General features: G+C 64.8%; 19 protein-coding genes. 7 read left to right on the plus strand and 12 right to left on the minus strand.

Going from position 1 to position 25,271, the window contains the following annotated elements; genetic code table 11:
• The first annotated feature begins 188 nt into the window (after window positions 1-188).
• A complete protein-coding gene (locus tag QA649_RS32045) occupies window positions 189-1,769 on the plus strand; it encodes a fatty acid--CoA ligase (RefSeq protein WP_283020705.1) in 1,581 nt (526 codons plus the stop codon).
• Window positions 1,770-1,885: 116 nt separating this feature from the next.
• On the opposite strand, the gene QA649_RS32050 is transcribed toward QA649_RS32045, so the two are convergent.
• On the minus strand, window positions 1,886-3,160 hold the full coding sequence (locus QA649_RS32050; protein ID WP_283020706.1) for an acyl-CoA dehydrogenase family protein: 1,275 nt from the start codon (window positions 3,158-3,160) through the stop codon (window positions 1,886-1,888).
• Between the two features lie 211 nt (window positions 3,161-3,371).
• Here QA649_RS32050 and QA649_RS32055 point away from each other — a divergent pair, with 211 nt between their 5' ends.
• The gene (locus QA649_RS32055; RefSeq protein WP_283020707.1) at window positions 3,372-4,151 is read left to right on the plus strand and encodes an enoyl-CoA hydratase-related protein; all 780 of its coding nucleotides are present in this window, start codon (window positions 3,372-3,374) and stop codon (window positions 4,149-4,151) included.
• A gap of 195 nt (window positions 4,152-4,346) precedes the next feature.
• Here QA649_RS32055 and QA649_RS32060 read toward each other — a convergent pair whose 3' ends face one another.
• From QA649_RS32060 to QA649_RS32070, 3 genes are read right to left on the minus strand one after another with little or no spacing between them, the layout of a single operon-like run.
• Window positions 4,347-4,724: a DUF6285 domain-containing protein gene (locus QA649_RS32060; protein ID WP_283020708.1), complete on the minus strand. Its 378-nt coding sequence runs from the start codon at window positions 4,722-4,724 to the stop codon at window positions 4,347-4,349.
• 3 nt (window positions 4,725-4,727) lie between these two features.
• Window positions 4,728-5,714, minus strand: a complete 987-nt coding sequence (locus tag QA649_RS32065; RefSeq protein WP_283020709.1) for a phosphotransferase family protein — start codon at window positions 5,712-5,714, stop codon at window positions 4,728-4,730.
• Window positions 5,711-6,499, minus strand: a complete 789-nt coding sequence (locus tag QA649_RS32070; protein ID WP_283020710.1) for an enoyl-CoA hydratase/isomerase — start codon at window positions 6,497-6,499, stop codon at window positions 5,711-5,713. Before QA649_RS32070 ends, QA649_RS32065 begins: the two co-directional genes overlap by 4 nt.
• 232 nt (window positions 6,500-6,731) lie before the next feature.
• Here QA649_RS32070 and QA649_RS32075 point away from each other — a divergent pair, with 232 nt between their 5' ends.
• The 3 genes from QA649_RS32075 (at window position 6,732) to QA649_RS32085 (ending at window position 9,572) form a co-directional block, all read left to right on the plus strand.
• On the plus strand, window positions 6,732-7,511 hold the full coding sequence (locus QA649_RS32075; RefSeq protein WP_283020711.1) for an SDR family oxidoreductase: 780 nt from the start codon (window positions 6,732-6,734) through the stop codon (window positions 7,509-7,511).
• Window positions 7,512-7,620: 109 nt separating this feature from the next.
• Complete coding sequence (locus QA649_RS32080) at window positions 7,621-8,001, plus strand: VOC family protein (RefSeq protein WP_283020712.1); 381 nt, start codon at window positions 7,621-7,623, stop codon at window positions 7,999-8,001.
• Window positions 8,002-8,294: 293 nt separating this feature from the next.
• Window positions 8,295-9,572, plus strand: a complete 1,278-nt coding sequence (locus tag QA649_RS32085) for an acyl-CoA dehydrogenase family protein (protein ID WP_283020713.1) — start codon at window positions 8,295-8,297, stop codon at window positions 9,570-9,572.
• Between the two features lie 225 nt (window positions 9,573-9,797).
• Here QA649_RS32085 and yghU read toward each other — a convergent pair whose 3' ends face one another.
• The gene (yghU, locus tag QA649_RS32090; protein WP_283020714.1) at window positions 9,798-10,673 is read right to left on the minus strand and encodes a glutathione-dependent disulfide-bond oxidoreductase; all 876 of its coding nucleotides are present in this window, start codon (window positions 10,671-10,673) and stop codon (window positions 9,798-9,800) included.
• A gap of 246 nt (window positions 10,674-10,919) precedes the next feature.
• Window positions 10,920-12,578, minus strand: coding sequence for an NAD(P)/FAD-dependent oxidoreductase (locus QA649_RS32095; RefSeq protein WP_283020715.1), 1,659 nt, complete (start codon window positions 12,576-12,578; stop codon window positions 10,920-10,922).
• 253 nt (window positions 12,579-12,831) lie between these two features.
• On the opposite strand from QA649_RS32095, the gene QA649_RS32100 reads away from it, so the two are divergent.
• Window positions 12,832-13,965: a nitronate monooxygenase gene (locus tag QA649_RS32100; protein ID WP_283020716.1), complete on the plus strand. Its 1,134-nt coding sequence runs from the start codon at window positions 12,832-12,834 to the stop codon at window positions 13,963-13,965.
• Window positions 13,966-14,080: 115 nt separating this feature from the next.
• Entirely contained in the window at window positions 14,081-15,598 is a 1,518-nt protein-coding gene (locus tag QA649_RS32105; protein WP_283020717.1) for an acetyl-CoA acetyltransferase, read from the plus strand.
• 129 nt (window positions 15,599-15,727) lie between these two features.
• Here the strand turns inward: QA649_RS32105 and QA649_RS32110 are convergent, their stop codons facing one another.
• The 6 genes from QA649_RS32110 to ltnD all read right to left on the minus strand — a co-directional run bounded on the left by QA649_RS32110 (window position 15,728) and on the right by ltnD (window position 25,219).
• Complete coding sequence (locus QA649_RS32110; protein ID WP_283020718.1) at window positions 15,728-16,924, minus strand: efflux RND transporter periplasmic adaptor subunit; 1,197 nt, start codon at window positions 16,922-16,924, stop codon at window positions 15,728-15,730.
• Window positions 16,911-20,090, minus strand: a complete 3,180-nt coding sequence (locus tag QA649_RS32115) for an efflux RND transporter permease subunit (protein WP_283020719.1) — start codon at window positions 20,088-20,090, stop codon at window positions 16,911-16,913. The genes QA649_RS32110 and QA649_RS32115 overlap by 14 nt, the downstream gene beginning before the upstream one ends.
• A gap of 281 nt (window positions 20,091-20,371) precedes the next feature.
• Entirely contained in the window at window positions 20,372-22,063 is a 1,692-nt protein-coding gene (locus QA649_RS32120) for a methyl-accepting chemotaxis protein (RefSeq protein WP_283020720.1), read from the minus strand.
• 170 nt (window positions 22,064-22,233) lie between these two features.
• Complete coding sequence (otnK, locus tag QA649_RS32125; RefSeq protein WP_283020721.1) at window positions 22,234-23,508, minus strand: 3-oxo-tetronate kinase; 1,275 nt, start codon at window positions 23,506-23,508, stop codon at window positions 22,234-22,236.
• Window positions 23,505-24,287: a 2-oxo-tetronate isomerase gene (gene otnI, locus QA649_RS32130; RefSeq protein WP_283020722.1), complete on the minus strand. Its 783-nt coding sequence runs from the start codon at window positions 24,285-24,287 to the stop codon at window positions 23,505-23,507. The genes otnK and otnI overlap by 4 nt, the downstream gene beginning before the upstream one ends.
• 14 nt (window positions 24,288-24,301) lie before the next feature.
• Window positions 24,302-25,219, minus strand: a complete 918-nt coding sequence (gene ltnD, locus QA649_RS32135) for an L-threonate dehydrogenase (RefSeq protein ID WP_283020723.1) — start codon at window positions 25,217-25,219, stop codon at window positions 24,302-24,304.
• Window positions 25,220-25,271 lie beyond the last annotated feature (52 nt).

The raw sequence follows: 25,271 nt of genomic DNA on the forward strand, positions 1-25,271 counted from the left end.
GCGAAGGCCGGGACCCATAGCCACCGTATCCGGTTTGGCGAAGATTGGTCACCGCCAGTCTTCGCCAAATTGCGTTCAGTGGTTATGGGTCCCGGCCTTCGCCGGGACGACAGCGGGGCGCCGTCTTGTCTTCACCCACGGATGACGCCACACTCCCAGGCATAAAAACAAGACGCCAAGGGAGAGACATGTCCGCATCACCAAAACTGGCGAATCTCGCCGACATGGTGCGCGAGCGCGCGAGAAGCCGCGGCAGCGCCATTGCCTATGAGTTCGAGGGCCGCGCCACCAGCTTTGCCGAGTTCGACATCAAAACGAACAAGGTCGCGAACGCACTCATCGCCATGGGCGTGACGAAGGGCGATCGCATCGCCTATCTCGGCAAGAACAGCGATCTCTATTTCGAGCTGCTGATGGGCGCGATGAAGTCCGGCGTGGTGATGGCGCCGGTGAACTGGCGGCTCGCGGGGCCGGAGGTCGCCTTCATCGTGTCGGATTGCAGGGCGCCGGTGCTGTTCGTCGGACCTGAGTTCATCACGCAGGTCCGGCAGATCAAGGATCAGATCCCGGGCGTGCGCACGATCATCACCACCGAGGGCGGCGCGCCGGAATGGCGGGATTTCACGGCCTGGCGGGACGCGCAGAGAGGCGAAGATCCGAAGGTGCCGATCGACACGAAGGACATCGCGATCCAGCTCTACACGTCGGGCACCACGGGCAAGCCGAAGGGCGCCATGCTCTCGCACGCGAACTTCCTCAACCTCGTGCAGACGGGCAATGCCGAGGACAAGCCGGAATGGAACCGGTGGTCGACCGACGACGTCTCGCTGGTGGCGATGCCGATCTTCCACATCGGCGGTTCGGGGTGGGGCGTGATGGGGCTCTATCACGGCGCCCGCGGCGTGATCGCGCGCGAGTTCGATCCGACCAGGGTGCTGGATTTCTTCGAGCAGTCGGGGATCACAAAGCTGTTCATGGTGCCGGCGGCGATGCAATTCGTGGTGCGGCAGCCGCGCGCGAGGACGGTCGATTTCTCCAGGCTGAAATACATGCTGTACGGCGCCTCCCCCATTCCGGCGGCGCTGCTGAAGGAGTGCATCGAGATCTTCAAATGCGGCTTCGTGCAGATGTACGGCATGACCGAGACCACGGGCACCATCGTCGCACTGCCGCCGGAAGATCACGTCGAGGGGCTCGAGCGGATGCGCTCGGCCGGCAAGGCACTACCGGGCGTCGAGATCGCGATCCTGGATGCGGACGGCAAGCCGTTGCCGCCGCGCGACGTCGGCGAGATCGCAACGCGCTCGGGCTCCAACATGGCGGGCTACTGGAACCTGCCGGAGGCGACCGCCGCGACGCTGCGCGGCGACGGCTGGCTGCGCACGGGTGATGCCGGCTACATGGACGAGGACGGCTATCTCTACATCCACGACCGCATCAAGGACATGATCATCTCCGGCGGCGAGAACATCTATCCGGCCGAGGTCGAGAGCGCGCTGTGCGACCATCCAGATGTCGCCGAAGCCGCCGTGATCGGCGTGCCCGACGACAAATGGGGCGAAGCGGTGAAGGCGGTGGTGGTGATGAAGCCCGGCAAGCAGGCGAGCGCCGCCGACATCATCAACTTCACCCGCGAGCGCATTGCCGGCTACAAGACACCGAAGAGCGTGGAGTTCTTGCCGGCGCTGCCGCGCAATCCAAGCGGCAAGATTTTGCGGCGGCAGTTGCGCGAGCCGTATTGGGCGGGGAAGGATCGACGGGTGAATTGATCCTGCGGTGCCGTAGGGTGGGCAAAGGCGCAAAGCGCCGTGCCCACCGTTCTTTCACGCTTGTAACAGGTGGTGGGCACGCTTCGCTTTGCCCACCCTACGATAGCGGTGCAAGCCTAGTGCTTCCCCGGCCCCATATAGCCGAACAAGAACCCCGCCACCTTGCGCATCTGGATCTCCTCGCTGCCTTCGGTGATGCGGTAGCGGCGGTGGTGGCGGTAGATATGCTCGAACGGCTTGTGGCGTGAATAGCCCATGCCGCCGTGGACCTGCATGGCGCGGTCGGCGGATTCGCAGCAGAGGCGGTTTGCAAAATAGTTGCACATGGAGACGCGGTCGGAGAGCGTGCGCTCGATCTGCTCCTCGGTGAGCTGGTCCATCTCCCAGGCGGTCTTGCGGATCAACAGGCGCAGCATCTCGGCTTGCGTCGCAAGCTCGACCAGCGGGAACTGGATCGCCTGGTTCTCGGCGAGCGCCCTGCCGAACGGTTTTCGCTCGCGCGCGTATTTGACACTCTCGTTGATGCAGTAAACGGCCGCGCCCAGCGAGCTCGCGGCCTGACGGATGCGGTTCTGGTGCACGAAGCACTGTGCCAAGGACAGGCCGCGGCCGACCTCGCCGAACTGAGCATCCTCAGGCACGAACACGTCGGTGAAGCTGACGCGTGGATGGTCGGTCGGCATATTGAAGGTCCACATGTATTCCTCGACCTTGACGCCATGGCTCTTTGCCGGCACCAGGAAGCAGGTGATACCGCGGGCATCGCCGTCATTGCCGCTGGTGCGCGCGAACAGCGCGCAGTGCGTTGCGACGTGCATGCCGGTGGTCCACATCTTCTCGCCGTTGATGATCCAGCCCTTGACGTTGTCGCGGGTCGCGGGCACCGCGCGCGTCTCCATGTGGGTGGCGTCCGAGCCGTGATGCGGCTCGGTCAGGCCAAACGTGATGCGGTACTTGCCCCTGATCGAGCCGTCGATCATCGCCTTCTGGTCGTCGCGGCCGTAGCGGTCGAGCATGGTGACGACGGGGAAATTGCCGACGATGGAATGCTCGTTCTGGAGATCGTTGTGCAGGCCGAGGCCCTTGGCAGCGAAATGCTCGCGGATCACGGCCATCCAGAGATTGGAGCCGTCCTTGCCGCCATATTGCTTCGGCACCGGAAAGCGCAGATGCCCGGCGGCGTCGGCGAGATCCTTGGCCTTGCGCAGCAGCGCTTCCCATTCATGACGCGGCAGGCCGCCATTCTCGAAATCGGTACGCGCCCATTCGCGGCGGTGGTCGAAGAAGCGGATGTTGTCGTCGGCCGCCTCCAGCGGCTTGATCTCGCGTTCGATGAAGCGGTCGAGCTCTCCGAGATAGGCGACGAGGTCGGCAGGCAATGAGAAATCCATGACTCTCTCCCGGATTGATTTTCTCGTTTTGCGTTAAGGCGCTAGGCGCATCTTTGCTTCGCGCGATTAAGGTGAGAAGAGCCCATGCAAGTCAAGCAAGCCGAGATGTGCCGGCCGCGCAAAGCGCGTTGCGCAATTCGATGGTGCTCATGCGGTGACGCGCGTTAGTATGACGCCGATATTCCTTCACGAGAAAATGCGGGAGCGCGCGATGGAGCTGAAATTTTCCAAGGTGGAACGCAAGGGACCGATCACGATCGTCACGCTGTCGCGGCCCGAGGTCTACAACGCGCTGCACACGGATGCGCATTTCGAGCTGCAGAAGGTATTCGACGATTTCTCGGCCGATCCCGAGCAGTGGATTGCGATCGTCACAGGCAGCGGCGACAAGGCGTTCTGCGCCGGCAACGATCTGAAGTGGCAGGCGGCGGGCGGCAAGCGCGGCTGGGACAAGGGCGGCTTCGCCGGCCTGACTTCGCGATTCGACTGCGACAAGCCGATCATCGCCGCGGTGAACGGCGTTGCGATGGGCGGCGGCTTCGAGATCGCGCTCGCCTGCGACCTGATCATCGCCGCGGAGAACGCGACCTTCGCCCTGCCCGAGCCGCGCGTGGGCCTTGCCGCGCTCGCCGGCGGCCTGCACCGGCTGCCACGTCAGATCGGGCTGAAGCGCGCCATGGGCATGATCCTCACCGCACGCCATGTCAGCGCCAAGGAAGGTCTTGAGCTCGGCTTCGTCAACGAGGTGGTGCCGCAGGGCGAAGCGCTCGTCGCCGCGCTGCGCTGGGCCGAGACGATCACCAAGAACTCGCCGATGTCGATCCGGGCGTCCAAGCAAGCCATTCAGCGGGGGCTTGGCGTATCACTGGAGCAGGCGATAGCGGAGCAGCGCGACTATCCGGCCGTGCAGGCGATGGTGGCGTCGCAGGATTACATCGAGGGCCCGAAGGCGTTCTCGGAGAAGCGGCCGCCGAAATGGGTGGGGAGGTAACGCGGTCTTTCCATCGTCATTGCGAGCGCAGCGAAGCAATCCAGAATCTCGCCCCGGAGGCAGTCTGGATTGCTTCGTCGCAAGGGCTCCTCGCAATGACGGCGGATAGAGTGCGTAGGATGGGTAGAGCGCAGCGAAACCCATCAATGGCAGAGCAAGGTGCGAGATGATGGGTTTCGCTTCGCTCTACCCATCCTACGAATCTCGCCCCAGCTCCCGCTTGTACGACGCGTAGTTCGGCTGATCCACGGCCAGCTTGTCCATCGTGGTCGCCCACAGATGCTCGGCGAGCCCCGGCGTCGCCAAATCGACCTCGCCCCTGGCGATGCGCTCCGCAAGCACGCGGTTGAGCTCGGTCACCGAGCCGTCGACGCCGAGCAGCGCGCGCAGGCGCTCCACCTCCTTCGCTTCGCTCCCCTCCTCCTGCGTCAGCTGCCGCGTAACGAGCTCGAGGATGTTGATGGCGACGCGCAGCTTGAAGGCCTGATGGCCGGAGATCAGCGGCGTGATGTCGCTGCGGAGGAAGTCGGCGACTGACTTGGTCAGCTCGATCGGTGTCGGTTCGTCCTGCATGCGTCAACTCCCGCGCGGCGCCAAGAGCCGCAACAGATCGATCTCGGTCTCGGAGGCGCGGCGGCCGATCATGGCGCGCTCCATGGAATGGTCCGGACCCTCGCGAAACCGCTGCATCATGCCGCCGCACATGATGCCCCAGCGCAGCGTCCCCATCACTTCCCAGAACTTTACGCGCGCGGGATCGACTTTTCGGCCTGCCGCCTCGTAGCCCGCGAACAGCTCCTCGCGTGAGCCAAAACCGCCGACGGGCTTGTCGATCTCGCCGAAGCGCCAGGAGTTGACGCAGACCCAGCCGAGATCCTCCATGGGGTCGCCGAGATGGGCCAGCTCCCAGTCGAGCACGGCGCGGACGCCGTCGACGCCGATGATGAGATTGCCGTTGCGGAAATCGCCGTGCACCAGCGTGGTCTCGACTGAGGGGCCGGGATCGTGGTCGCGCAGCCAGCGCAACGCCAGCTCGAACACGGGTTTTGGCCAATTCAGGCTGCGATAGTCGCGCTCGAACTCAGAGATCTCCTGGGTCGCGCCGCGGCTGCGCAGCTCGGGCAATTTGTCCTGCGGCAGCCTGTGCAGGCCCGCGAGAATGCCGCCGATCTGCCGTGCGAGCAGCGGCCGCGCCGCGGCAAACTCCTCATCGCGAAGAATCTTGCGCGCGATGGTCTCGCCCTCGACCCGCTGCATGATGAAGCCGGTGCCGAGATCGTCCTCGGCCGTCAGCACATGCATCACGCGCGGCGACGGCACACCGGCTTCAAAGGCAAGCTGCATCAGCTGCGCTTCGGCGGCGAGGCCTGCCGCGCGCGTCGGCGCGGCACCATAGCCTTTCGGCGAGCGGCGCAGGATCGCGCCGATCGGCCCCTTGGGATGCACGATGTCGAAGCGCCAGGTCTCCTGGCTGGCGCCGCCGGAGAGTTTTGCCGCGCCGGTGACGCCGGTCGCGCCCTTGCACCAGCGCTGAACGCTGCGGGAAAGCTCCGTCTCGATCATTTGCCCTTGAACTGCGCGGGACGCTTCTCAAGAAACGCGCCGACGCCCTCGCGAAAGTCCTGGGTGTCGCCGGCGCGGAGCTGGCACTGGAATTCGAGGTTGAGCTGGTCCTCGAAGGAATTTTCCGGGCTGTCCCAATAGAGCTTGCGGATCAGCGACAGCGCCACCGTCGGGCCACTGGCGAGATCGCGCGCGAGCTTCATCGCCTCCTCCATCAGCACACCGTCGTCATAGACGCGGTTGACGAGGCCCCATTCCAGCGCCTTCTCGGCCGGCAGCCGTTCGCCCATCAGCGACAATTCGATCGAACGGGCACGGCCAATGAGGCGCGGCAGCAGCCAGGTCGAGCCGCAATCAGGCACGAGGCCGATGCGCCGGAACGCTTGAAGAAAGTAAGAGGACCGCGCGCACAGAATCATGTCGCCGAGCAGCGCGAAGCTCATGCCGGCGCCGGCAGCCGGGCCATTGACCGCCGTGATGATCGGGCAGTGCAGGTTGCGGATGCGGCGCAGGAAGGGATGAAAGCCGGTCTCCAGTGTCAGGCCGGCCTTGGTCTTCTTCGACTGGTTGTTGCGGCCCTGCAGATTCGCGCCGGTGCAGAAGGCGCGGCCCGCGCCGGTCAGCACGATGCAGCGCACCTCGTCCTTCTTCTCCTCGATCGTGTCGAGCGCCTCGGCAAGCCCGCCGAGCATGTCGATGGAGACCGCGTTCATCACCTCCTGATGGTCGAGCTTGAGGATCGCGACCGAGCCATCGAAATCGAGCGTGACGTGTTTGAACTGCATTGTTTCCTCGTCAGTTGCGGCCTGCGTCAGTTTCGCAGACCGGAATTACTTTTTGCCGGGGCGCATATTTGATTTTTGGCGCGGTCTTGTCCATGGTGACGAAAGCATACCCCACCGTCATATCGCACGATCTTGCGCGCACCGGCTGACGCGCGCCATACCAAGAAACCTTGCCAAGAAACCTTGCCAAGAAACCTTGCCAAGAAACCTCGCCAGGACCAGGAAACGCGCCATGAACATTTTCGACCTCTCCGGCCGCGTCGCCGTGATCACCGGCGGCAATGGCGGCATCGGGCTCGGCATCGCACAGGCGCTTGCCGGTCAGGGCTGCAACGTCTCGATCTGGGGCCGCAATGCTGACAAGAACAAGGCTGCTGCCGCGAGCATGGCGGGGCTGTCAGGCAAGGTGGATACCCGCGTTTGCGACGTCACCGATCCAGCTTCCGTGAATGCCGCGATGAAGGCCACGCTCGACACCTTCGGCCGGGTCGACGGCTGCTTCGCCAATGCCGGCATCGGCGGCGGTGGCCGGCGCTCCTTCATCGAGCGCACCGATGAGGAATGGCGCACGATGTTTGCGACCAATCTCGACGGCGTCTTCCACGCGTTCCAGGCCGCCGCGAAACACATGACCGAGCGCGCCAATGCCGGCGATCCCTTCGGCCGGCTGGTTGCGACCTCGAGCCTCGCCTCGATCTTCGGCACCGCGCGCAACGAGCACTATGCCGCGACCAAGGCCGCGATCAACGCGCTGGTGCGCGCGCTCGGCGTCGAGCTGGCGCGCCACGGCGTTACCGCGAATGCGATCCTGCCCGGCTGGATCAAGAGCGACATGACATCAGGTCTCATGGCCAACGAGAAATTCGTCGCCAACGTGATGCCGCGGATTCCGCAGCGCCGCTTCGGGGAAGCCTCCGATTTCGGCGGCATCGCCGTATACCTGATGAGCAAGGCGTCGTCGTATCACACCGCGGACACGTTCGTGATCGACGGCGGATATACGGCGTTTTGACGCCCGTAGCCCGGATGGAGCGAAGCGTAATCCGGGATTTCCAGAAGCAAGCAAGACCCGGATTACGCTGCGCTCCATCCGGGCTACAAACTCTGAGGGGAATGGGCAAATGTTCTCGCACATCATGATCGGCACCAACGATCTCGACAAGGCCAAGGCGTTCTACGACAGCCTGCTGAGCACGCTCGAGGTGCGGCCGGCCAAGGTCGACGGCCATCGCATCTTCTACTTCACCAAGACCGGCGTGTTCTCGGTGACGAGGCCGATCAACGGCGAGCCGGCGACCTGTGCGAACGGCGGCACCATCGGCTTTGCCGCCAACTCGCCGGAGCAGGTCGACAAATGGCACGCAGCCGGCATCGCCGCCGGCGGAACGCCGATTGAAAATCCGCCCGGCATCCGCGAGGGCGCGGGGAACAAGCTCTATCTCGCCTATTTGCGCGACCTCGACGGCAACAAGATCTGCGCGATGCACCGAATGCCGGCTTGAGACCGACCGGACTCTCCTCGTCATTGCGAGGAGCTCCTGCGACGAAGCAATCCAGACTGCCGCCGCGGTAAAGATACTGGATTGCTTCGCTGCGCTCGCAATGACGGAGTCCTGGGGATCGGACGGCGCTCCAGCCCACTTGCGCGCCGCCCCCCATTCAAACAACATTTCAAACGCTCTCGCGAAATTCCATCGCGTGGCAATGGCCCCACGTGAAAAATACGCGCTCGCACTTTGGCGTCGCTACGACTATTCTGCCGGCCAACGCGAACTCAGCGCCCCCGGGAGGACCAATGACAAAACACACCTACATTCCCCGCATCACCAACTACGCGCTCAATCCGGGCGACGAGCTCAACGACCTGCGCATGTCGGACCAAGTCCGACCGCTCTACGATCACGTCAAGAAGTTCATCCGCGACACCGTCGAGCCGATGTCGATCGAATTCGCCAAGGCGGGCGAAGGCAAGGAGGATCGCTGGAGCTTCACGCCGAAGCAGCTCGAGGTGCTGGAGAAGGCCAAGAACAAGGCCAAGCAGGAAGGCCTCTGGAACTTCTTCCTGCCCGATGACGACACCGGCCAGGGCCTGAAGAATCTCGACTATGCCTATATCGCGGTCGAGCTCGGCAAGAGCCCGCTGGCCTCCGAGACCATGAACTGCTCGGCGCCGGACACCGGCAACATGGAGGTGCTGGAGCGCGTCGGCACCAAGGAGCAGAAGGAGAAGTGGCTGAAGCCGCTGCTCAACGGCGAGATCCGCTCCGCCTATGTCATGACCGAGCCGAACGTCGCCTCCTCAGACGCCAAGAACATCTCGACCACGGCCAAGCTCGTCGGCGACGAATGGGTCATCAACGGCGAGAAGTATTACATCTCCGGTCTCGGCGATCCCCGCTGCAAGATCCTCATCGTGATGGTGAAGACCAATCCGGACGCAGCGCCGAGCAAGCAGCAGTCGCAGATCCTGGTGCCGCGCGACACGCCCGGCGTCGAGGTGCTCGGCCCCATGTACGTGTTCGGCCAGGATCACGCCCCGCGCGGTCACATGCACATGCGCTTCAACAATGTGCGCGTGCCAAAGGAGAACATGCTGCTCGGCGAAGGCCGCGGTTTCGAGATCTCGCAGCTGCGCCTCGGTCCGGGCCGCATCCATCACTGCATGCGCACCATCGGAAAGGCCGAGAAGGCGCTGGATCTGATGGTGCAGCGTGGCCTCACCCGCGAAGCCTTCGGCAAGAAGATCGCCCATCTCGGCGGCAACATGCAGATCATCGCGCAGGCGCGCTGCGAGATCGAGGCGATGCGGCTGATGGTGCTGAAGGCCGCCAAGGCGATGGACGTGCTCGGCAACAAGGAGGCCCGCGTCTGGGTCTCCATGGTCAAGGCCATGGTGCCCGAGCGTGCCTGCAAGATCATCGATCAGGCAATCCAGATGCACGGCGCCACCGGCATCTCGCACTGGACCCCGCTCGCGGAGATGTATCAGGACGTGCGACACCTGCGTTTTGCCGACGGTCCGGACGAGGTGCACTGGATGGTGGTGGGACGGCACGAACTGAGCATGGCGTAACGCGTCGCCTCTCCCCGCTCGGGAAGAGCCGTAGGGTGGGCAAAGGCGCGCACTTCGCGCGCCGTGCCCACCAGCTGCGGCCGGCGCAAGACGTGGTGGGCACGCTTCGCTTTGCCCACCCTACGAGACTGAGATCGCAGTGAGATCTGTACCCCCTCACCCGGAATCCGCAGTTTCAATTCCGACCTCTCCCCGCAAGCGGGGAGAGGTGAAGAAGCAACCGCCCTACGTCGCGGCCTCGAGCTTGTCCTGCGTCTTCGTCTCGAAATCGCCGGCGTCGTGGCGCTCGTGGAGCTGGCTGGCGGGATCGCCGGAGACGCGGTTGACCATGCGGCCGCGCTTCACGGCCGGACGCTTGGCGATCTGGTCGGTCCAGCGCTGCACGTGCTTGTAGTCCTGCACGGAGAGGAATTCGCCGGCGCCGTAGACCAGCCCCTTGGCGAGCGCGCCGTACCAGGGCCACACCGCGATATCGGCGATGGTGTACTCGTTGCCTGCGAGATATTCGTTGTCGGCAAGGCGACGGTCGAGCACGTCGAGCTGGCGCTTGGTCTCCATGGCGAAGCGGTCGATGGCATATTCAATCTTGAACGGCGCATAGGCGTAGAAATGGCCGAAGCCGCCGCCGAGATAGGGCGCGCTGCCCATCTGCCAGAACAGCCAGGACATCGCTTCGGTGCGGGTCTTGATGTCCTTCGGCAGGAAGGCGCCGAACTTCTCGGCGAGGTAGAACAGGATCGAGCCGGACTCGAACACACGGATCGGCTCCGGGCCGGAGCGATCCATCAGCGCGGGAATTTTCGAGTTCGGGTTGATGTCGACAAAGCCGCTGCCGAACTGGTCGCCATTGCCGATCCTGATCAGCCAGGCGTCGTATTCGGCGCCCTTGTGGCCGAGCGCCAGCAGCTCCTCCAGCATCACCGTGACCTTCACCCCGTTCGGGGTCGCCAGCGAATAGAGCTGGAGCGGATGCTTGCCGACCGGCAGCTCCTTGTCGTGGGTGGGGCCGGCGATCGGGCGGTTGATGCTGGCGAACTGCCCGCCATTCTCCTTGTTCCAGGTCCAGACTTTGGGCGGCTCGTAGGCGGGGGCGTCGGTCATGCGGGGCTCCGGCGGAAAGATGCGCCTGCATTAATTAGCGCTGGGATGGCCGATGACAAGGGCGCGGAAATGCAGGGATGGCCGAGGACCCTCGCCGTTTTGGAATGGCCCGCCTCTCCCCCACGTCATTCCGGGGGCACCCGGAGGGTGACCCCGGAATCCATCAGGCCTCATGAATGCTCGGAGAAATGGATTCCGGGCTCGCCGCTCCGCGACGCCCCGGAATGACGGCCGAAAGAGCCGGGCTCAAAACGCGGCCGCAGTCAGTCCCTGCTCCGCCCGCCCCAGCAAAAATCCCTCATACCCCTTCGCCGCGACCTCGTCGCAGATCCGCCGGTAGGTGCCGACGCCGCCGATATAGGGCATGAAGATGCGCGGCTTGCCGGGGATGTTGGCGCCCATGTACCAGGAATTGGCCCGCGGATAGAGTGTGCCCTGGGCCACCTCGTTGACGTGCGCGACCCATTTTTCCTCCGCGTCCCTGCCCGCTTCGATGGTCGCAAGGCCGCGCTTGCGCATGTTGGTCAGGCAATCGGCGATCCAGTCGACATGCTGCTCGATCGACACGATCATGTTCGACAGCACCGACGGACTGCCGGGCCCGGTGACGATGAAGAGGTTTGGAAAGCCGGCGCTCATCAGCCCGAGATAGGTCTTTGGGCCTTCCGCCCATTTCTGGTTCAAGGTCCAACCCTCCCGGCCGCGAATGTCGATCTTCGCAACCGATCCGGTCATGGCATCGAAGCCGGTGGCCAGCACCAGCGCGTCGACCTCGTGATCCTTCCCCGCGACGCGAACCGCATGCGCGGTGATCTCCTCGATCGGCGTTGTCTTGATGTCGACCAGCGAGACGTTCGGCCGGTTGAAGGTGGCGAAATAATCCGTGTCGATACAGATGCGCTTGGTCCCGATCGGATGGCTGTTCGGCTGCAGCAGCTTTGCGGCCGCCGGGTCCTTGACGATCTCCGCGATCTTGCCACGTACGAAATCCGCGGCGGTGTCATTCGCAGTTCGGTCGAGGCCCAGATTGTTGTAGGCATACATGAAGGTGAGACCGCCGTGCTCCCAACGCTTCTCGTATTTGCCGCGCCTGGTATCGTCGCTGTCGTCGAGCGCGCCCCGATCGGGCTGCTCTGCAAAAATGCCGTTGCGCGCGACCTCGCGGGCGAAGCGGCGGATCTCCGGATAGTTCTTGCGGAACGCATCGCGGTCCCCGGCGGAGAGCGCGGCGTTGCGGGCGGGAATCGAGAAGTTCGCGGTGCGCTGAAATACGGTGAGATGTTTCGCCTGCTCGGCGATGATGGGCGCGGACTGGATGCCTGACGATCCAGTGCCGATCAGGCCGACGCACAGGCCGGTGAAGTCCACGGGCTCATGCGGCCAGTTGCCGGTGTGGTAGACGGGGCCCTTGAAGTTTTCGAGGCCGTTGATGTCGGGCTTGCGCGCGTTGGAAAGGCAGCCGGTGGCGAGCACGATGAATTTGGCTTCGACCGTTTTGCCGTCGGAGATCGTCACCGACCAGCGCTTGCCGCGCTCATCGAACACGGCGCGTTCGACGCGCGTGTCGAACTGGATGTCGCGGCGCAGATCGAAACGGTCGGCGACATGGTTGGCGTATTTCAAGATCTCTGCTTGCGGCGCGTAACGCTCGCTCCAGTCCCATTCCTGCTGGAGCTCCTCGGAGAAGGAGTAGGAATATTGCATGCTCTCGACATCGCAGCGCGCGCCGGGATAGCGGTTCCAGTACCAGGTGCCGCCGACGCCACTGCCCTGCTCGTAGACGCGCGCCGAGAGGCCGAGCCTGCGCAGGCGATACAGCATGTACATGCCGGCAAAGCCCGCGCCGACGACGACAACATCGTAGGTCTCCGCGGCCTCGGACGGACTCGACTGCGTTGGCGACATCGGTTGGCGCTCCCTCGTTGTTTTCTGTTGTTGTGCACCAGCATTCTCCGGGGCATGCCGAAGCGCAAGAGGCAAATCGGCAGGGCCAGGCTTGCTTATTTTGTGCAGCGGAATGGCTCAACCGGCACACGGCGCCTGCACGCAAGATGCGCGACCGAATCCGGCATGGCATCGCAGGCAATGATGAGCTAGCGTCGAACGGTCTTCGCAGCGAAAGCAACAACACCAACGCGAAGATGCCGGGGAGAGAGCCATGAAATCGCCGATCTGCGACATGCTGGGCATCGAGTTCCCGCTGCTCGCCTTCAGCCATTGCCGCGATGTCGTCGCCGCCGTCAGCCGCGCCGGCGGCTTCGGCGTGTTAGGGGCCACCGTGCACACGCCCGACACGCTCGAACGCGAGCTGAAATGGATCGACGACCACGTCGACGGCAAGCCCTACGGCATCGACGTGCTGATCCCCGAGAACATCTCCACGGCGGGCGAGAAGGACGTCACCTGGAAGAGCCTGGAAGCGCGCGTGCCGCAAGAGCACCGCAACTACACGCGCGATCTTCTGAAGAAATACGATATCGAGCTGACCACCACTGACGTGGCAGACAATCAGCCGCAGCCGTTCGACGGGAAGACCGCACTTCAACTGCTCGAGGTCTCCTTCGATCATCCGATCCGCCTGATCGCCAATGCGCTGGGCGTGCCGCCGAAGGCGATGATCGAGATGGGCAAGACGCACGGCGTGCCGGTGGCGGCGCTCGTCGGCGCCAAGGAGCACGCGCTGCGCCAGGTCGCGGCCGGCGTCGACATCCTCGTGGTGCAGGGCACCGAAGCCGGCGGCCATTGCGGCGAGGTCTCGACCATGGTGCTGGTGCCGGAGGTGATCAAGGCGATCAAGCCCATCCGCGACGTGCCGGTGCTGGCGGCCGGCGGCATCATGACGGGGCGGCAGATGGCGGCCTGCATGGCGATGGGCGCGGCCGGCGCCTGGACCGGTTCGGTGTGGCTTGCGACGGTGGAGGCGGAGACCACGGAGATCTTCCGCGAGAAGATGATCGCAGCGTCCTCGCGTGACGCGGTGCGCTCGAAGGGACGCACCGGCAAGCCGGCACGGCAGCTCCGTTCCGTCTGGACCGATGCCTGGGACCGCGCGCCGGAGAGCCCCGGCGCGCTGCCGATGCCGCTGCAAAGCATCGTCAGCCGCGACGCCTTCAACGCGATCGATCGCGCGGCCGCAAGCGGCAACGCCAAGGCGCGCGACCTCGTCAGCTACTTCGTCGGCCAGGGCGTCGGGTTGATCGACAGCGTGAAGTCGGCGGGCGCGGTGGTGCAGGAGTTCAAGGAAGATTTTGCCGAAGCCGTCGAGCACATGAATGCGCTGGTGGCGGAGTGATGGCCCTCTCGTCATTGCGAGCGCAGCGAAGCAATCCAGACTGCCTTTGTGGAAAGATCCTGGATTGCTTCGCTGCGCTCGCAATGACGAAACAACTGACATCGTGAATTGAAGCATGACAGACAAGACCAAGAATCCCGAAGACCGCATCCCCGTCATCGTCGGCATCGGCGAGATCGTCGACCGCCCGAAGGAGATCACCGAGGGGCTCGAGCCGCTGGATCTGCTCGAGCAGGCGCTGCGGCGCGCCGAGGCGGATGCCGGCGCGAAGCTGCTCGGCGAGGTGCAGTCGCTCGACGTCGTCAACTTCCTGAGCTGGCGCTATCGCGATCCGGAAAAGCTTTTGGCTGAGCGCCTCGGCATCGCGCCCGCGCATTGCTATTACGGCCCGGTCGGCGGCGAGAGCCCGGTCCGCTACATCCATGAGGCGGCCAAGCGCATCGCGCGCGGCGAATGCACCGTCGCCGCGATCTGCGGCGCGGAGGCGCAGTCGACCGCGACCAAGGCGGAGCGCGCCGGGGCAAAGCTGCCATGGACGCCGTTCGCGCATGACGTCGAGGAGCCCAAGCGCGGCGCGGCATTCCAGAAGCCGCTGGCGGTAAAGCTCGGCGTGTTCCGGCCCGTCACGGTCTATCCGTTCTATGAAGCCGCCTCCTCCGCCCATTGGGGCCAGACGCCGCGCGAGGCGATGGCGGAATCGGGAACGCTGTGGTCGCGCTATTCGGAAGCCGCCGCACAGAATCCCAATGCCTGGCTGAAGCGGCGCTATACGCCTGAGGAGATCACGACGCCGACGGCGGACAACCGGCTGATCGCATGGCCCTACAACAAGCTGATGGTCGCCAACCCCAGCGTCAACATGGGCAGCGCGCTGCTGCTGACGAGCCTCGCCAAGGCGCGCGCAGCGGGCATTGCCGAGGACAAATTGGTCTATCCGCTCGGCGGCGCCTCGGCGGAGGAGCCGCGCGACTACCTGCTGCGCGACCAGTTCTACGAGAGCCATCCGCAGAATGCGGTGCTGAAAGCGGTGACGGACCTCGCCGGGGGCGACGGCAAGAAATTCGACGCGATCGAGCTCTACAGCTGCTTCCCCTGCGTGCCCAAGATGGCGCGGCGGACGCTGGGCCTGGGTGCCGACGTGCAGCCGACCGTGACCGGCGGTCTCACCTTCTTCGGCGCGCCGCTCAACACCTACATGACGCATGCGGCCTGCGCGATGGTGCGGCGTGTGCGCGATGGTGCAAAACTCGGCCTGCTCTACGGCCAGGGCGGCTTCGTCACCAAGCATCACGCGCTGGTGGTCTCGAAGACGCCGACGCGCGAGGCGCTGGCGCAGGAGACGAGCGTGCAAGGCGAGGCCGATCGCAACAGGCGCGCGGCGCCGGAGTTCGTGACGGAAGCCTCGGGCAACGGCAAGGTCGAGAGCTTCACGGTGCTCTACGGCCGAGGCGGCGATGTCGAGCACGGCGTGGTGATGCTGCGCACTGCGGATGATCGGCGTACGCTGGCGCGCGTCCCGGCCAGCGATGGCGCGACGCTAGGGCATTTGCTGAACATGGATCGCACGCCGGTCGGCTCGCTCGGTGAGATCACGATGGCCGCCGATGGCGTGCCGGAGTGGCGGGTGGCGTAGCTTCGTAGGGTGGGTTAGCCGAAGGCGTAACCCACCACTGTTCGTATCCGCGGAGACAGAAGTGGTGGGTTACGCCATGCGAACTGCGCTTTGCGCAGTCGCAAGGCTAACCCACCCTACAAAAGCGCCCTAGCTCTTCGGCGGCTGCTTCTCCGACGCCGTCGCCGGCTTGCCCTTGGCGCCGACGACGCGCACCGCATCGCCATCCGCAAGACCGTCCGGCGGCGCGGTGATGACGCGGTCATCCGCTGCAATGCCTGAGGCGAGCTCGATCTCGCGGCCGAGATCGCGGGCGATGGTCACGGTCTTGAACAGCACCTTGTCGTCCGCCCCAACCGTTGCGACACGTAGGCCGCTGCCGTTGAAGATCAGGGCACTCGCGGGAATGCTGAGCGGGGCGGCGTCGCGCTGCAGGTTCAGCTTCACGCTGGCATAACCGCCGGGCATCAACTCGCCGCTCGAATTGTCGAGCCCGAGCTGCATGCGCGTGGTGCCGGAGGCGACGTCGACGGCCTGCGAGGAAGCCTCCACCGTCGCCTGGAAGTTTCGGTTTGGGTACTCCGGCAGCGTGATGGTGGCCTTGGCGCCGATCTTGATCGCCGGCACGTAGTTCTGGGGCACGTTGACGTAGACGCGCAGCTTGGTGATGTCGGAGATCACGAACATCGCCGGGCCCGAGCCGCCGCCGGCATTGATCAGCGCGCCGACGTCGGTGTCGCGCGCGGTGACGACGCCGTCGAACGGCGCGGTGATCTTCTTGTAGCCGGCCAGCGCTTCCAGCCGCTCGACATTGGCCTTGCCCGAATTGACGGCGGCGTTCTTGTTGGAGAGATCGGCGGTGCGTTCGTCGATTTCCTGCGCGGAGACGAAGTTGGAGGCGACCAGCGTCTTGCGGCGGTTCAGCGTCGCCTCCGACAGCCTGGCGCTGGCCTGCTGGCTGGCGAGGTCGGCGCGGGCCTGCAACAGCTGCTGGTCGAGGTCGGGCGCCTCGATCTCGGCGATCACCTGCCCGGCCTTGACGCGGGCGCCCATGTCGGCGCTCCAGCCTTTGAGATAGCCGCTCACGCGGGCGAAGATCGGCGCGCGATAATAGGCTTCCAGCCGTCCCGGCAGATCGATGGTGGCGTTGAGGGCCTTGGCATTCGGCAGGGTCACCGCGACGCTGGGAACGGCCTGATCATCGGTCCATTCCTTCAGCTTGCTGCCCTGCTCCTCGCGGGCGCGGATACCGGTGCCGACGACAAGGCCTGCCGCAATCAGCGCCACCACGCCGACAACGCCCAGTTTCCGGTGCGACACCGCCGAGCGGGATTCAGTGGGCGACATGCGGAGTCTCCAATGAGGCGGCGGCTTTGGCGCCTTGTTTCTTATGGACCATGCTGAACACCACGGGAACGAACATCAGCGTGGCGAAGGTTGCAAAGATCAGGCCGCCGATCACGGCGCGGCCGAGCGGCGCATTCTGCTCGCCGCCCTCGCCCAGCCCCAGGGCCATCGGCGCCATGCCGATGATCATGGCGAGCGCGGTCATCAGGACGGGGCGGAACCGGACGAAGCCGGCTTCGAGCGCCGCGGCGACGGGATCGCCGAGCTCCTCGTAGCGCTCGCGCGCAAAGGAGATCACGAGCACGCTGTTGGCGGTGGCAACGCCCATGCACATGATCGCGCCGGTGAGCGCCGGCACCGACAGCGTGGTCTCCGTCGCGAACAGCATCCAGACGATGCCGGCGAGCGCGGCCGGCAGCGCCGTGATGATCACGAACGGATCGGACCAGGACTGGAAGTTCACCACGATCAGGAAGTAGATCAGCACGACGGCCCCGAGCAGGCCGAACAAGAGGCCGGTGAAGGCGCTGTTCATGGTCTGCACCTGGCCGAGCAGCACCACGGAAGAACCCTTCGGCACCTCTTTCGCTGTGTCGGCGATCACCCTCCGGATGTCGGCGGCGACCGCGCCGAGATCGCGGCCCGAGGTCGTCGCAAAGATCTGCACCATCGACTGGATGTCGTATTGCGAGACCACTGCGCTCGAGGTCGAGCGTTTGATGTCGGCGATGCCGCCCAGGATCGGCGACTGCGCATTGCCGGCGGCGGTGATCGGCAGGGTCTGCAGCGCGCTGAGCGAGTCGATCTGGTATTGCGGCGTCTGCATCACGATCGAGTAGGACACGCCGTTGTCAGGATTGAGATAATAGGTCGGCGCGACCTGCGACGAGCCGGCGAGATTGACCACGAGGCTGTTGGTGACGTCGCGCTCGGTCAGGCCGACATATTGGGCGCGGGTGCGGTCGACGTCGATGTTGAAGGTCGGATTGCTCGGCGATTGCTGGATGCGCGCATCGGCCACGCCCGGAATGCGCCGGACCTCCGCCAGCAGGCTATTGGCGTAAGCAAAGTTGGCGCTGATATTGGCGCCGCGGATCTGCAGATCGATCGGCGCCGGCGCGCCGAAATTCAGGATCTGGCTGACGATGTCGGCCGGCAGGAACGCGAAGCTGACGCCGGGGAACAGGCGCGGCAGTTGCTCGCGCAGCACCTTCACGTGCTCTTCGGTCGGCTTGTGGCCTTCCTTCAGCTTGATCTGGATGTCGCCGTCCTGCGGGCCGATCACGCCGGTGTTGTTGTAGGTCATGTTGATGCCGGAGATCGGCATGCCGATGTTGTCGGTCATGGTCTCGATCTCGCCCGGGATCAGCTTGCGCACCGCCTTCTGCACGTCGGCGAGCTGGTTGGCGGTCTCCTCGACGCGGGTGCCTACTTGCGTGCGCACATGCATCAGGATGTTGCCGGCATCGACCGCGGGGAAGAAGTTGCGACCGAGGAACGGCACCAGCGCGAAGGACGCGCCGACCACGCAGATAAAGCCGATCACGAACACGGTGCGATGCGCCAGCGCCAGGCCGAGGAAATCGTGGTAGCCGCCGCGAATGCGCTCGAAGCGTTTCTCGAAGCCGCGCTGGAACCAAACGAAGGGATTGCGCGACCTCGGCGGGGCGCCCTCGTGATGGACATGCGCCTTGAGCAGATAGTTCGCCATGGTCGGCACCAGCGTGCGCGACAGGATGAACGACCAGATCATCGCGAACATCACAGCTTCCGCCATCGGCACGAACAGGAAGCGCGCGACGCCGGTGAGGAAGAACATCGGCACGAACACGATGCAGATGCAGAGCAGCGAGACGAAGGCCGGCGTCACGATCTGGTTGGCGCCGTCGAGGATGGACTGCTCGACCGGCTTGCCCTGTTCCAGATGGTAGTTGATGTTCTCGATCGTCACGGTGGCGTCATCGACGAGGATGCCGACCGCGAGCGCGAGACCGCCGAGCGTCATGATGTTCAGCGTCTCGCCGATCGCCGACAGCATGATGATGGCGCCCAGCACCGAGAGCGGGATCGACACCGCGATGATGATGGTCGAGCGCCAGCTGCCGAGGAACAGGAGGATCATGACGCTGGTCAGCAATGCCGCGATCACGCCCTCGAAGGCGACGCCCTCGATCGCACCGCGGACGAATACCGACTGGTCGCCGATGAAGCCGATCTTCAGGGCGTCCGGGAGCTGGTCCTTGACCTCGATCACCTTCTGCTTGATGCCGGCGATGATATCGAGCGTCGAGGTCGCGCCCGCCTTCAGCACCATCATCAGCACCGAGCGGTTGCCGTCGACATGGACGATGTTGGTCTGCGGCGGATTGCCGTCGCGCACGGTCGCGACGTCGCGCACATAGACCATGGCGCCGTTGACGGTTTTGATCGGGAGGTTGCCGAGCTCGTCGATCTTCAGCGGCGAGTTGTTGAGCTGGATGTTGTATTCGAACTGGCCGATTTTCTGGGTACCGACCGGCGTGATCAGGTTCTGGGCGGCGAGCGCATTGGCGACGTCCTGGCCCGATAGCCCGCGGGCCTGGAGCGCAGTCGGATCGAGATCGATCTGGACCTGGCGTTGCTTGCCGCCGAACGGATAGGGGATCGCCGCGCCGGGCACGGTGACCAGCGGCGTGCGCAGCTGGTTGATGCCGATGTCGGCGAGGTTCTGCTCGGTGAGGCCGTCGCCCGACAGCGCCACCTGGATGATCGGCACGGTTGAAGCCGAGTAGTTCAGGATCAGGGGCGGCGTTGCGCCCGGCGGCATCTGCTTGAGCAGCGTCTGCGAGATCGCTGTGACCTGCGCGTTGGCGGTGCGGATGTCGACGTTCGGCTGGAAGAAGATCTTGATGATGCCGAAGCCATTATAGGAATTGGCCGTGATGTGCTCGATGTCGTTGACGGTCGTCGTCAGCGCGCGCTGGAACGGCGTGGTGATGCGGCCGGACATCTGGTCCGGCGGCAGGCCGGTGTACTGCCAGACCACGCCGATGACGGGGATGCGGATGTCCGGGAAGATGTCGGTCGGCGTCCGCAGCGCTGCGAGCGGGCCGATGATCAGCAGCAGGAGCGCCAGCACGACAAACGTATAAGGCCGGCTCAGGGCAATACGGACCAGAGCAATCATGCGCCAGGCAATTCCAGGTCAGGCAGGGATACGGAGTCCGCCCCCATGGGGATCCTCATTCCCCTTTACCCGAGCACCACCGGAAACGCTAATTACCAGGCACTATCCTGCATTCACTTCCCTGCTACCGCACTGCGAAATTGGCATCGCAGCCATGCGGCCGGGCCCATGCGGCGCGGACGAGTTCAGGAACATGCCGATTTCGATGATGCTACAGGTCAAACAAAACGAGCGGCGCCTTTGGCGCCGCTCGTCGTTCGATAAACAGGTCACGCGAGGATTTAAGCCGCGCGGACGTTGGTCAGGAACTTGCTGACCTCGTTCTTCAGCCGGTTCGAGTCATTCGACAGCATCTGCGCCGCCGACAGCACTTGCGAGGAGGCCGTGCCGGTCTCGGTCGCGCCGCGCTGCACGTCGGTGATGTTGGACGAAACCTGCTGCGTGCCGTGGGCGGCCTGCTGGACGTTGCGGGCAATCTCCTGCGTCGCCGCGCCCTGCTCTTCCACGGCCGCCGCGATCGCCGAGGAGATTTCCGACAGGCGCTCGATGGTCGAGGAGATCTCCTTGATCGCGCCGACCGAATCGTTGGTCGCCGCCTGGATGCCCGAGATCTGCTGGCCGATCTCGCCGGTCGCCTTCGCGGTCTGCTCGGCGAGCGCCTTCACCTCGGAGGCGACCACGGCAAAGCCGCGGCCGGCTTCACCCGCACGCGCCGCCTCGATGGTTGCGTTCAGCGCCAGCAGGTTGGTCTGGCCGGCGATGGTGTTGATCAATTCGACGACGTCACCGATGCGGGACGCCGCCTTGGAGAGCTCGCTGACGCGCTCGGTCGTGGCCCGGGCCTGGCCGACGGCATCGCCCGCCATCCGCGCCGATTCCTGCACCTGACGGCTGATTTCGCCCACGGACGAGGCCATCTCCTCCGTGGCCGAGGCCACGGACTGCACGTTGGTCGAGGCCTCCTCCGACGCGCCGGCCACCGTGGTCGCCAGCCGCTGGGAGCGGTCGGCGGTCGAGGTCAGCGTCGAGGCGGAAGCTTCGAGCTGGGTCGAGGCCGACGACACCGTCTGGACGATCTCGCCAATCATCGTCTCGAATTCGCGGGTGATGTTGTCGACACGGCGGCCGCGCTCGATCTTGGCTTCGGCGTCGGCTGCGGCGGCCTCGTCAGCAGCCTTCTTGGCGATCAGCGCTTCCTTGAAGACCTGGAGCACGTCAGCCATGGCGCCGATCTCCGTCTTCTCGCCGCGGTGCGGGACCTCGGCGGAGAGGTCGCCCCTGCCCAGCGCCTGCATCGGCAAGGTGATCGAGTTGATGCCGCTGGAGACGTCGTGGACGAGATAGAAGCCGACGCCGACGCCGGCGATGATGGCGGCGCCGAGGATGATCGAGAGCAGCATGAACGCGAAGGAATAGCTGCTGTCCGCGTCCCGGGCGGCCTGGTCGCCACCCCTGGTGTTGAGATCGATGTCCTTGCGCAGGATTTCGTCGGACTGGATGCCGATCTTGTTGGCGGTCTTGACGTTCAGCTCATGCGCCTCGTGCGGGACCTTGCCCACCTCTTTGCGCGACAACGCAAAGACCTCGTCGGCGCTCTTCTTGTAATCGTCCCACAGCTTGGACCATTCGGTGTAGAGCGCCCGCTCCTCCGGCGAGGTGATCATGGTCTCGTAGCTCTGGCGGGCCTTGGCCAGGGTCTCGCTGGTGGTGACCGCAGTTTTTTCCATCGCGAGCTTTTCTTCCAGGGTCTCGGCCAGCATGTGCTCGCGGACCACGCTGCGATAGGTGATGACCGAGGCCCGGAGCTCGCCCAGCACTCGCACGCTCGGCATCCAGCTCGTGGTGATGTCGACCGTGTTGGCGTTCATCGACCGCATTTTCATGACAGCGAGCAGGCCCATGCCGGCCATCGCGACCAGCAGGAACGCCACGACACTGATGATCTTGGCGCGGATGGAAATGGTGGCGAGCATTATCGGGTCTCTTTGTGCTGGCGCGGTGGCGCGTCCGGAAGTTTTACGAATCAACCAAAGGGAGCAGCACCGACATCCAACACCAGAGCACCTGCGCAGATGTTAACTACGACTCCGTACAAGTACGAAAGCCCGAAACAAATGAACAGGCAGCTAAGAATGCCCTGCGCTCAGCGCATGAGCCTAAGCGCGTCCGAGAAAAACTCCGCGCCGCCGAAATTTCCGGACTTCAGAGCGAGCAACATCTCGCCGCCAGCACCGACCGCACGCAGCACCGGAACGCCGGCGGCAATTTCTACCCCTACGAGAAATCCGGGAATCTTCAACCGATCGACCACGGCACCGGATGTCTCGCCGCCGGCAACGACCAAACGCCGGACACCTGATTGCACAAGGCTTTCAGCAATGTCGGCCATCGTCTGCTCGATGGCGTGCCCGGCCGCATCACGACCGTGACGCGCCTGAAGCGCGGCGACCTGATCGGGTGTCGAGCTCGATGCGATCAGCACCGGACCTTCGGCCAGTCGCGGCCTTGCCCAGTCCAGTGCACGCTGCGCTTCCCCCGCTCCCGCAAGAATACGGTCCGGATCGAGATGTAACACCGGCATGACACGCTCGGCATTCGCGATCTGCTGAAGCGTCGCCTGCGAGCAGCTTCCGGCAAGACACGCCGCCGGTCCGCCCACCGCAGCGCTGGCTTCGGTGCTCGCCGCAGCCGACTTGACCTTGCCGGTCGAGACCAGCGCCCGCGCCAGCCCGAGGCCGATGCCGGAGGCGCCGACCGACAGCCGATGTTCGGCGGCGACGAGACCGATGGTCTCGAGGTCGCGGTCGAAGACAGCGTCGATGATCGCAGCGCCGATACCCTTGGCGGCGAGCTCGGCCAGCCGCGCCCGCACGGCGTCCGCCCCGCGCGTGACGGTGGCGAGATCGATGAGGCCGATTTGCGTCCTGCTCTGGTGCGCCAGCACGCGCACCAGGTTGGAATCATGCATCGGGTTGAGCGGATGGTCCTTCAGCGGGCTCTCGTTCAGCGGCACCGCGCCGACGAACAGATTGCCCTGGTAGACGGTGCGGCCGGTCTCCGGAAAGGCCGGCGTCACCAGCACGTTCGCCTCGCCGCAGTCGGCGCGCAGCGCGTCCATGACGGGGCCGATATTGCCGGCGTCGGTGGAATCGAAGGTCGAGCAGATCTTGAACAGCACGTGGCTCGCGCCGCGGCCGCGCAGCCATTTGTCCGCTGCGCGCGAGCGCGAAACGGCAAGGCCGGCCTCGATCGATCGGCTCTTCAAGGACACCACGACGGCATCGACCTCGGGCAGCGCCAGATCGTCGGCAGGTACGCCGATGGTCTGCACCGTGCGCAGGCCCGCGCGCGTCAGCGTGTTGGCGAGATCGGAGGCGCCGGTGTAGTCGTCGGCGATGCAGCCCAATGCAAGGGTCACGGCTTCACTCCCGCATAGGGCTTGAACCAGGCAAGACCATCGGTGGTCTTGCCGCGCGGATTGTATTCGCAGCCGACGAAGCCGGCATAGCCGAGCCGGTCGAGCTCTTCGAACAGAAATGGATAGTTCAGCTCCTCGCCGTCGGGCTCGTTGCGCGAGGGAATGCTGGCGATCTGGATGTGGCCGATGATCGGCATCATCTCGCGCAGGCGCATGGTGACGTCGCCGTGGATGATCTGGCAGTGATAGATGTCGAACTGGAGCTTCAGGTTCGGCAGCCGCAGTTCCTGGATCAGGTCGCGCGCGAAGCCGAAATCGTTGAGGAAGTAGCCGGGCACGTTTCGGGCATTGATCGGCTCGAGCACGATGTCGATGCCGTGCGGCGCGAAGAATTCAGCGGCCCACGCCACCGACTTGTAGAACGCCTCGATCGCGACCCGCTCGCCGCGATTGGCGATGCCGGCCATCAGGTGCAGCCGCTTGACGCCGGTCGCCTTGGCATAAGGCAGCGCGGTCTCCAGGCTCGCCTTGAGATCATTGAAGCGCGCCGGCAACGCCGCAAAGCCTTTCTCGCCGGCATTCCAGTCGCCCGGCGGCAGGTTGAACAGCGCCTGGGTGAGGCCATTGCGCTTGAGACGCTCGCCGACAGCCTCCACCGGATGCTCGTAGGGAAAGAGAAACTCGACGGCGGTGAAGCCCGCCTGGGCGGCGGCATCGAAGCGGTCGAGGAACGGAACCTCGGTGAACATCATCGAGAGGTTGGCGGCGAAACGGGGCATTGCAGATCCTCTTGTTACTTGTCGCCGGGCAGCTTGACGCCGGTGACCTGCGCATACATGCGCGCGACCGACGCGTCGTCATCGCGGCCCATGCCGGCGGCCGCCGTCATCAGGAACATCTGGAGGGCGGCGGCCGAGACCGGCACCGGGAATCTGGCGCTGCGCGCCATGTCCTGGATGATGCCGAGGTCCTTGACGAAGATCTCAACGGCGCTGCGCGGCGTGTAATCACCGTCGAGCACGTGCGGCATGCGGTTCTCGAACATCCAGGAATTGCCGGCAGAGGCGGTGATCACCTCATAGACCTTGCGGATGTCGAGCCCCTGCTTGGCCGCGAACGCCATCGCTTCGCTGGCGGCGGCGATGTGCACGCCGGCCAGCAATTGGTTGATCATCTTGAAGGCGGCACCTTGGCCAGCGGCATCGCCAAGCTCGTAGAGCTTTGCCGCCATGGCATCGAGCGCTGGTCGCGCTTTCGCAAAAGCAGCGGCACTGCCGGAGGCCAGGATCGTCAACTCACCCTGCGCGGCGCGCTGCGCCCCGCCGGAGATCGGCGCATCCAGATAATGCCGGCCAGTCGCCTCCAACTGCTTGGCGAGGCGCCGCGCCACCTCCGGATCCATGGTGGCGGAGGACACGAACACGCTGTCCTTCGGCATGGTCTCGGCGGCCCCGTCCTTGCCGAACAGAATCGCCTCGGTCTGGGCGGCATTGACGACGACGCTGACGACGATGTCGGCGCTCTTGGCCGCCTCGGCCGGCGTCTTGGCGCCGGCGCCGCCGTCCTTCACGAAGCGCGCCACCGCATCGGCCGAGACGTCACAGCCGGTGACGGCGTGGCCGGCGCGCTGCAGCGAGGTCGCCATGCCAAACCCCATCGAGCCGAGCCCGACGACGGCGATACGCTGATTTTGTGACGTGGAGGCGGACATATGCAACTGATCCTTGCGAACGTTTCCCGAATAGCCGCCCTTTGCGGCAGCT

The organism is Bradyrhizobium sp. CB1717 (genome assembly GCF_029714325.1).
Taxonomy (GTDB): domain Bacteria; phylum Pseudomonadota; class Alphaproteobacteria; order Rhizobiales; family Xanthobacteraceae; genus Bradyrhizobium.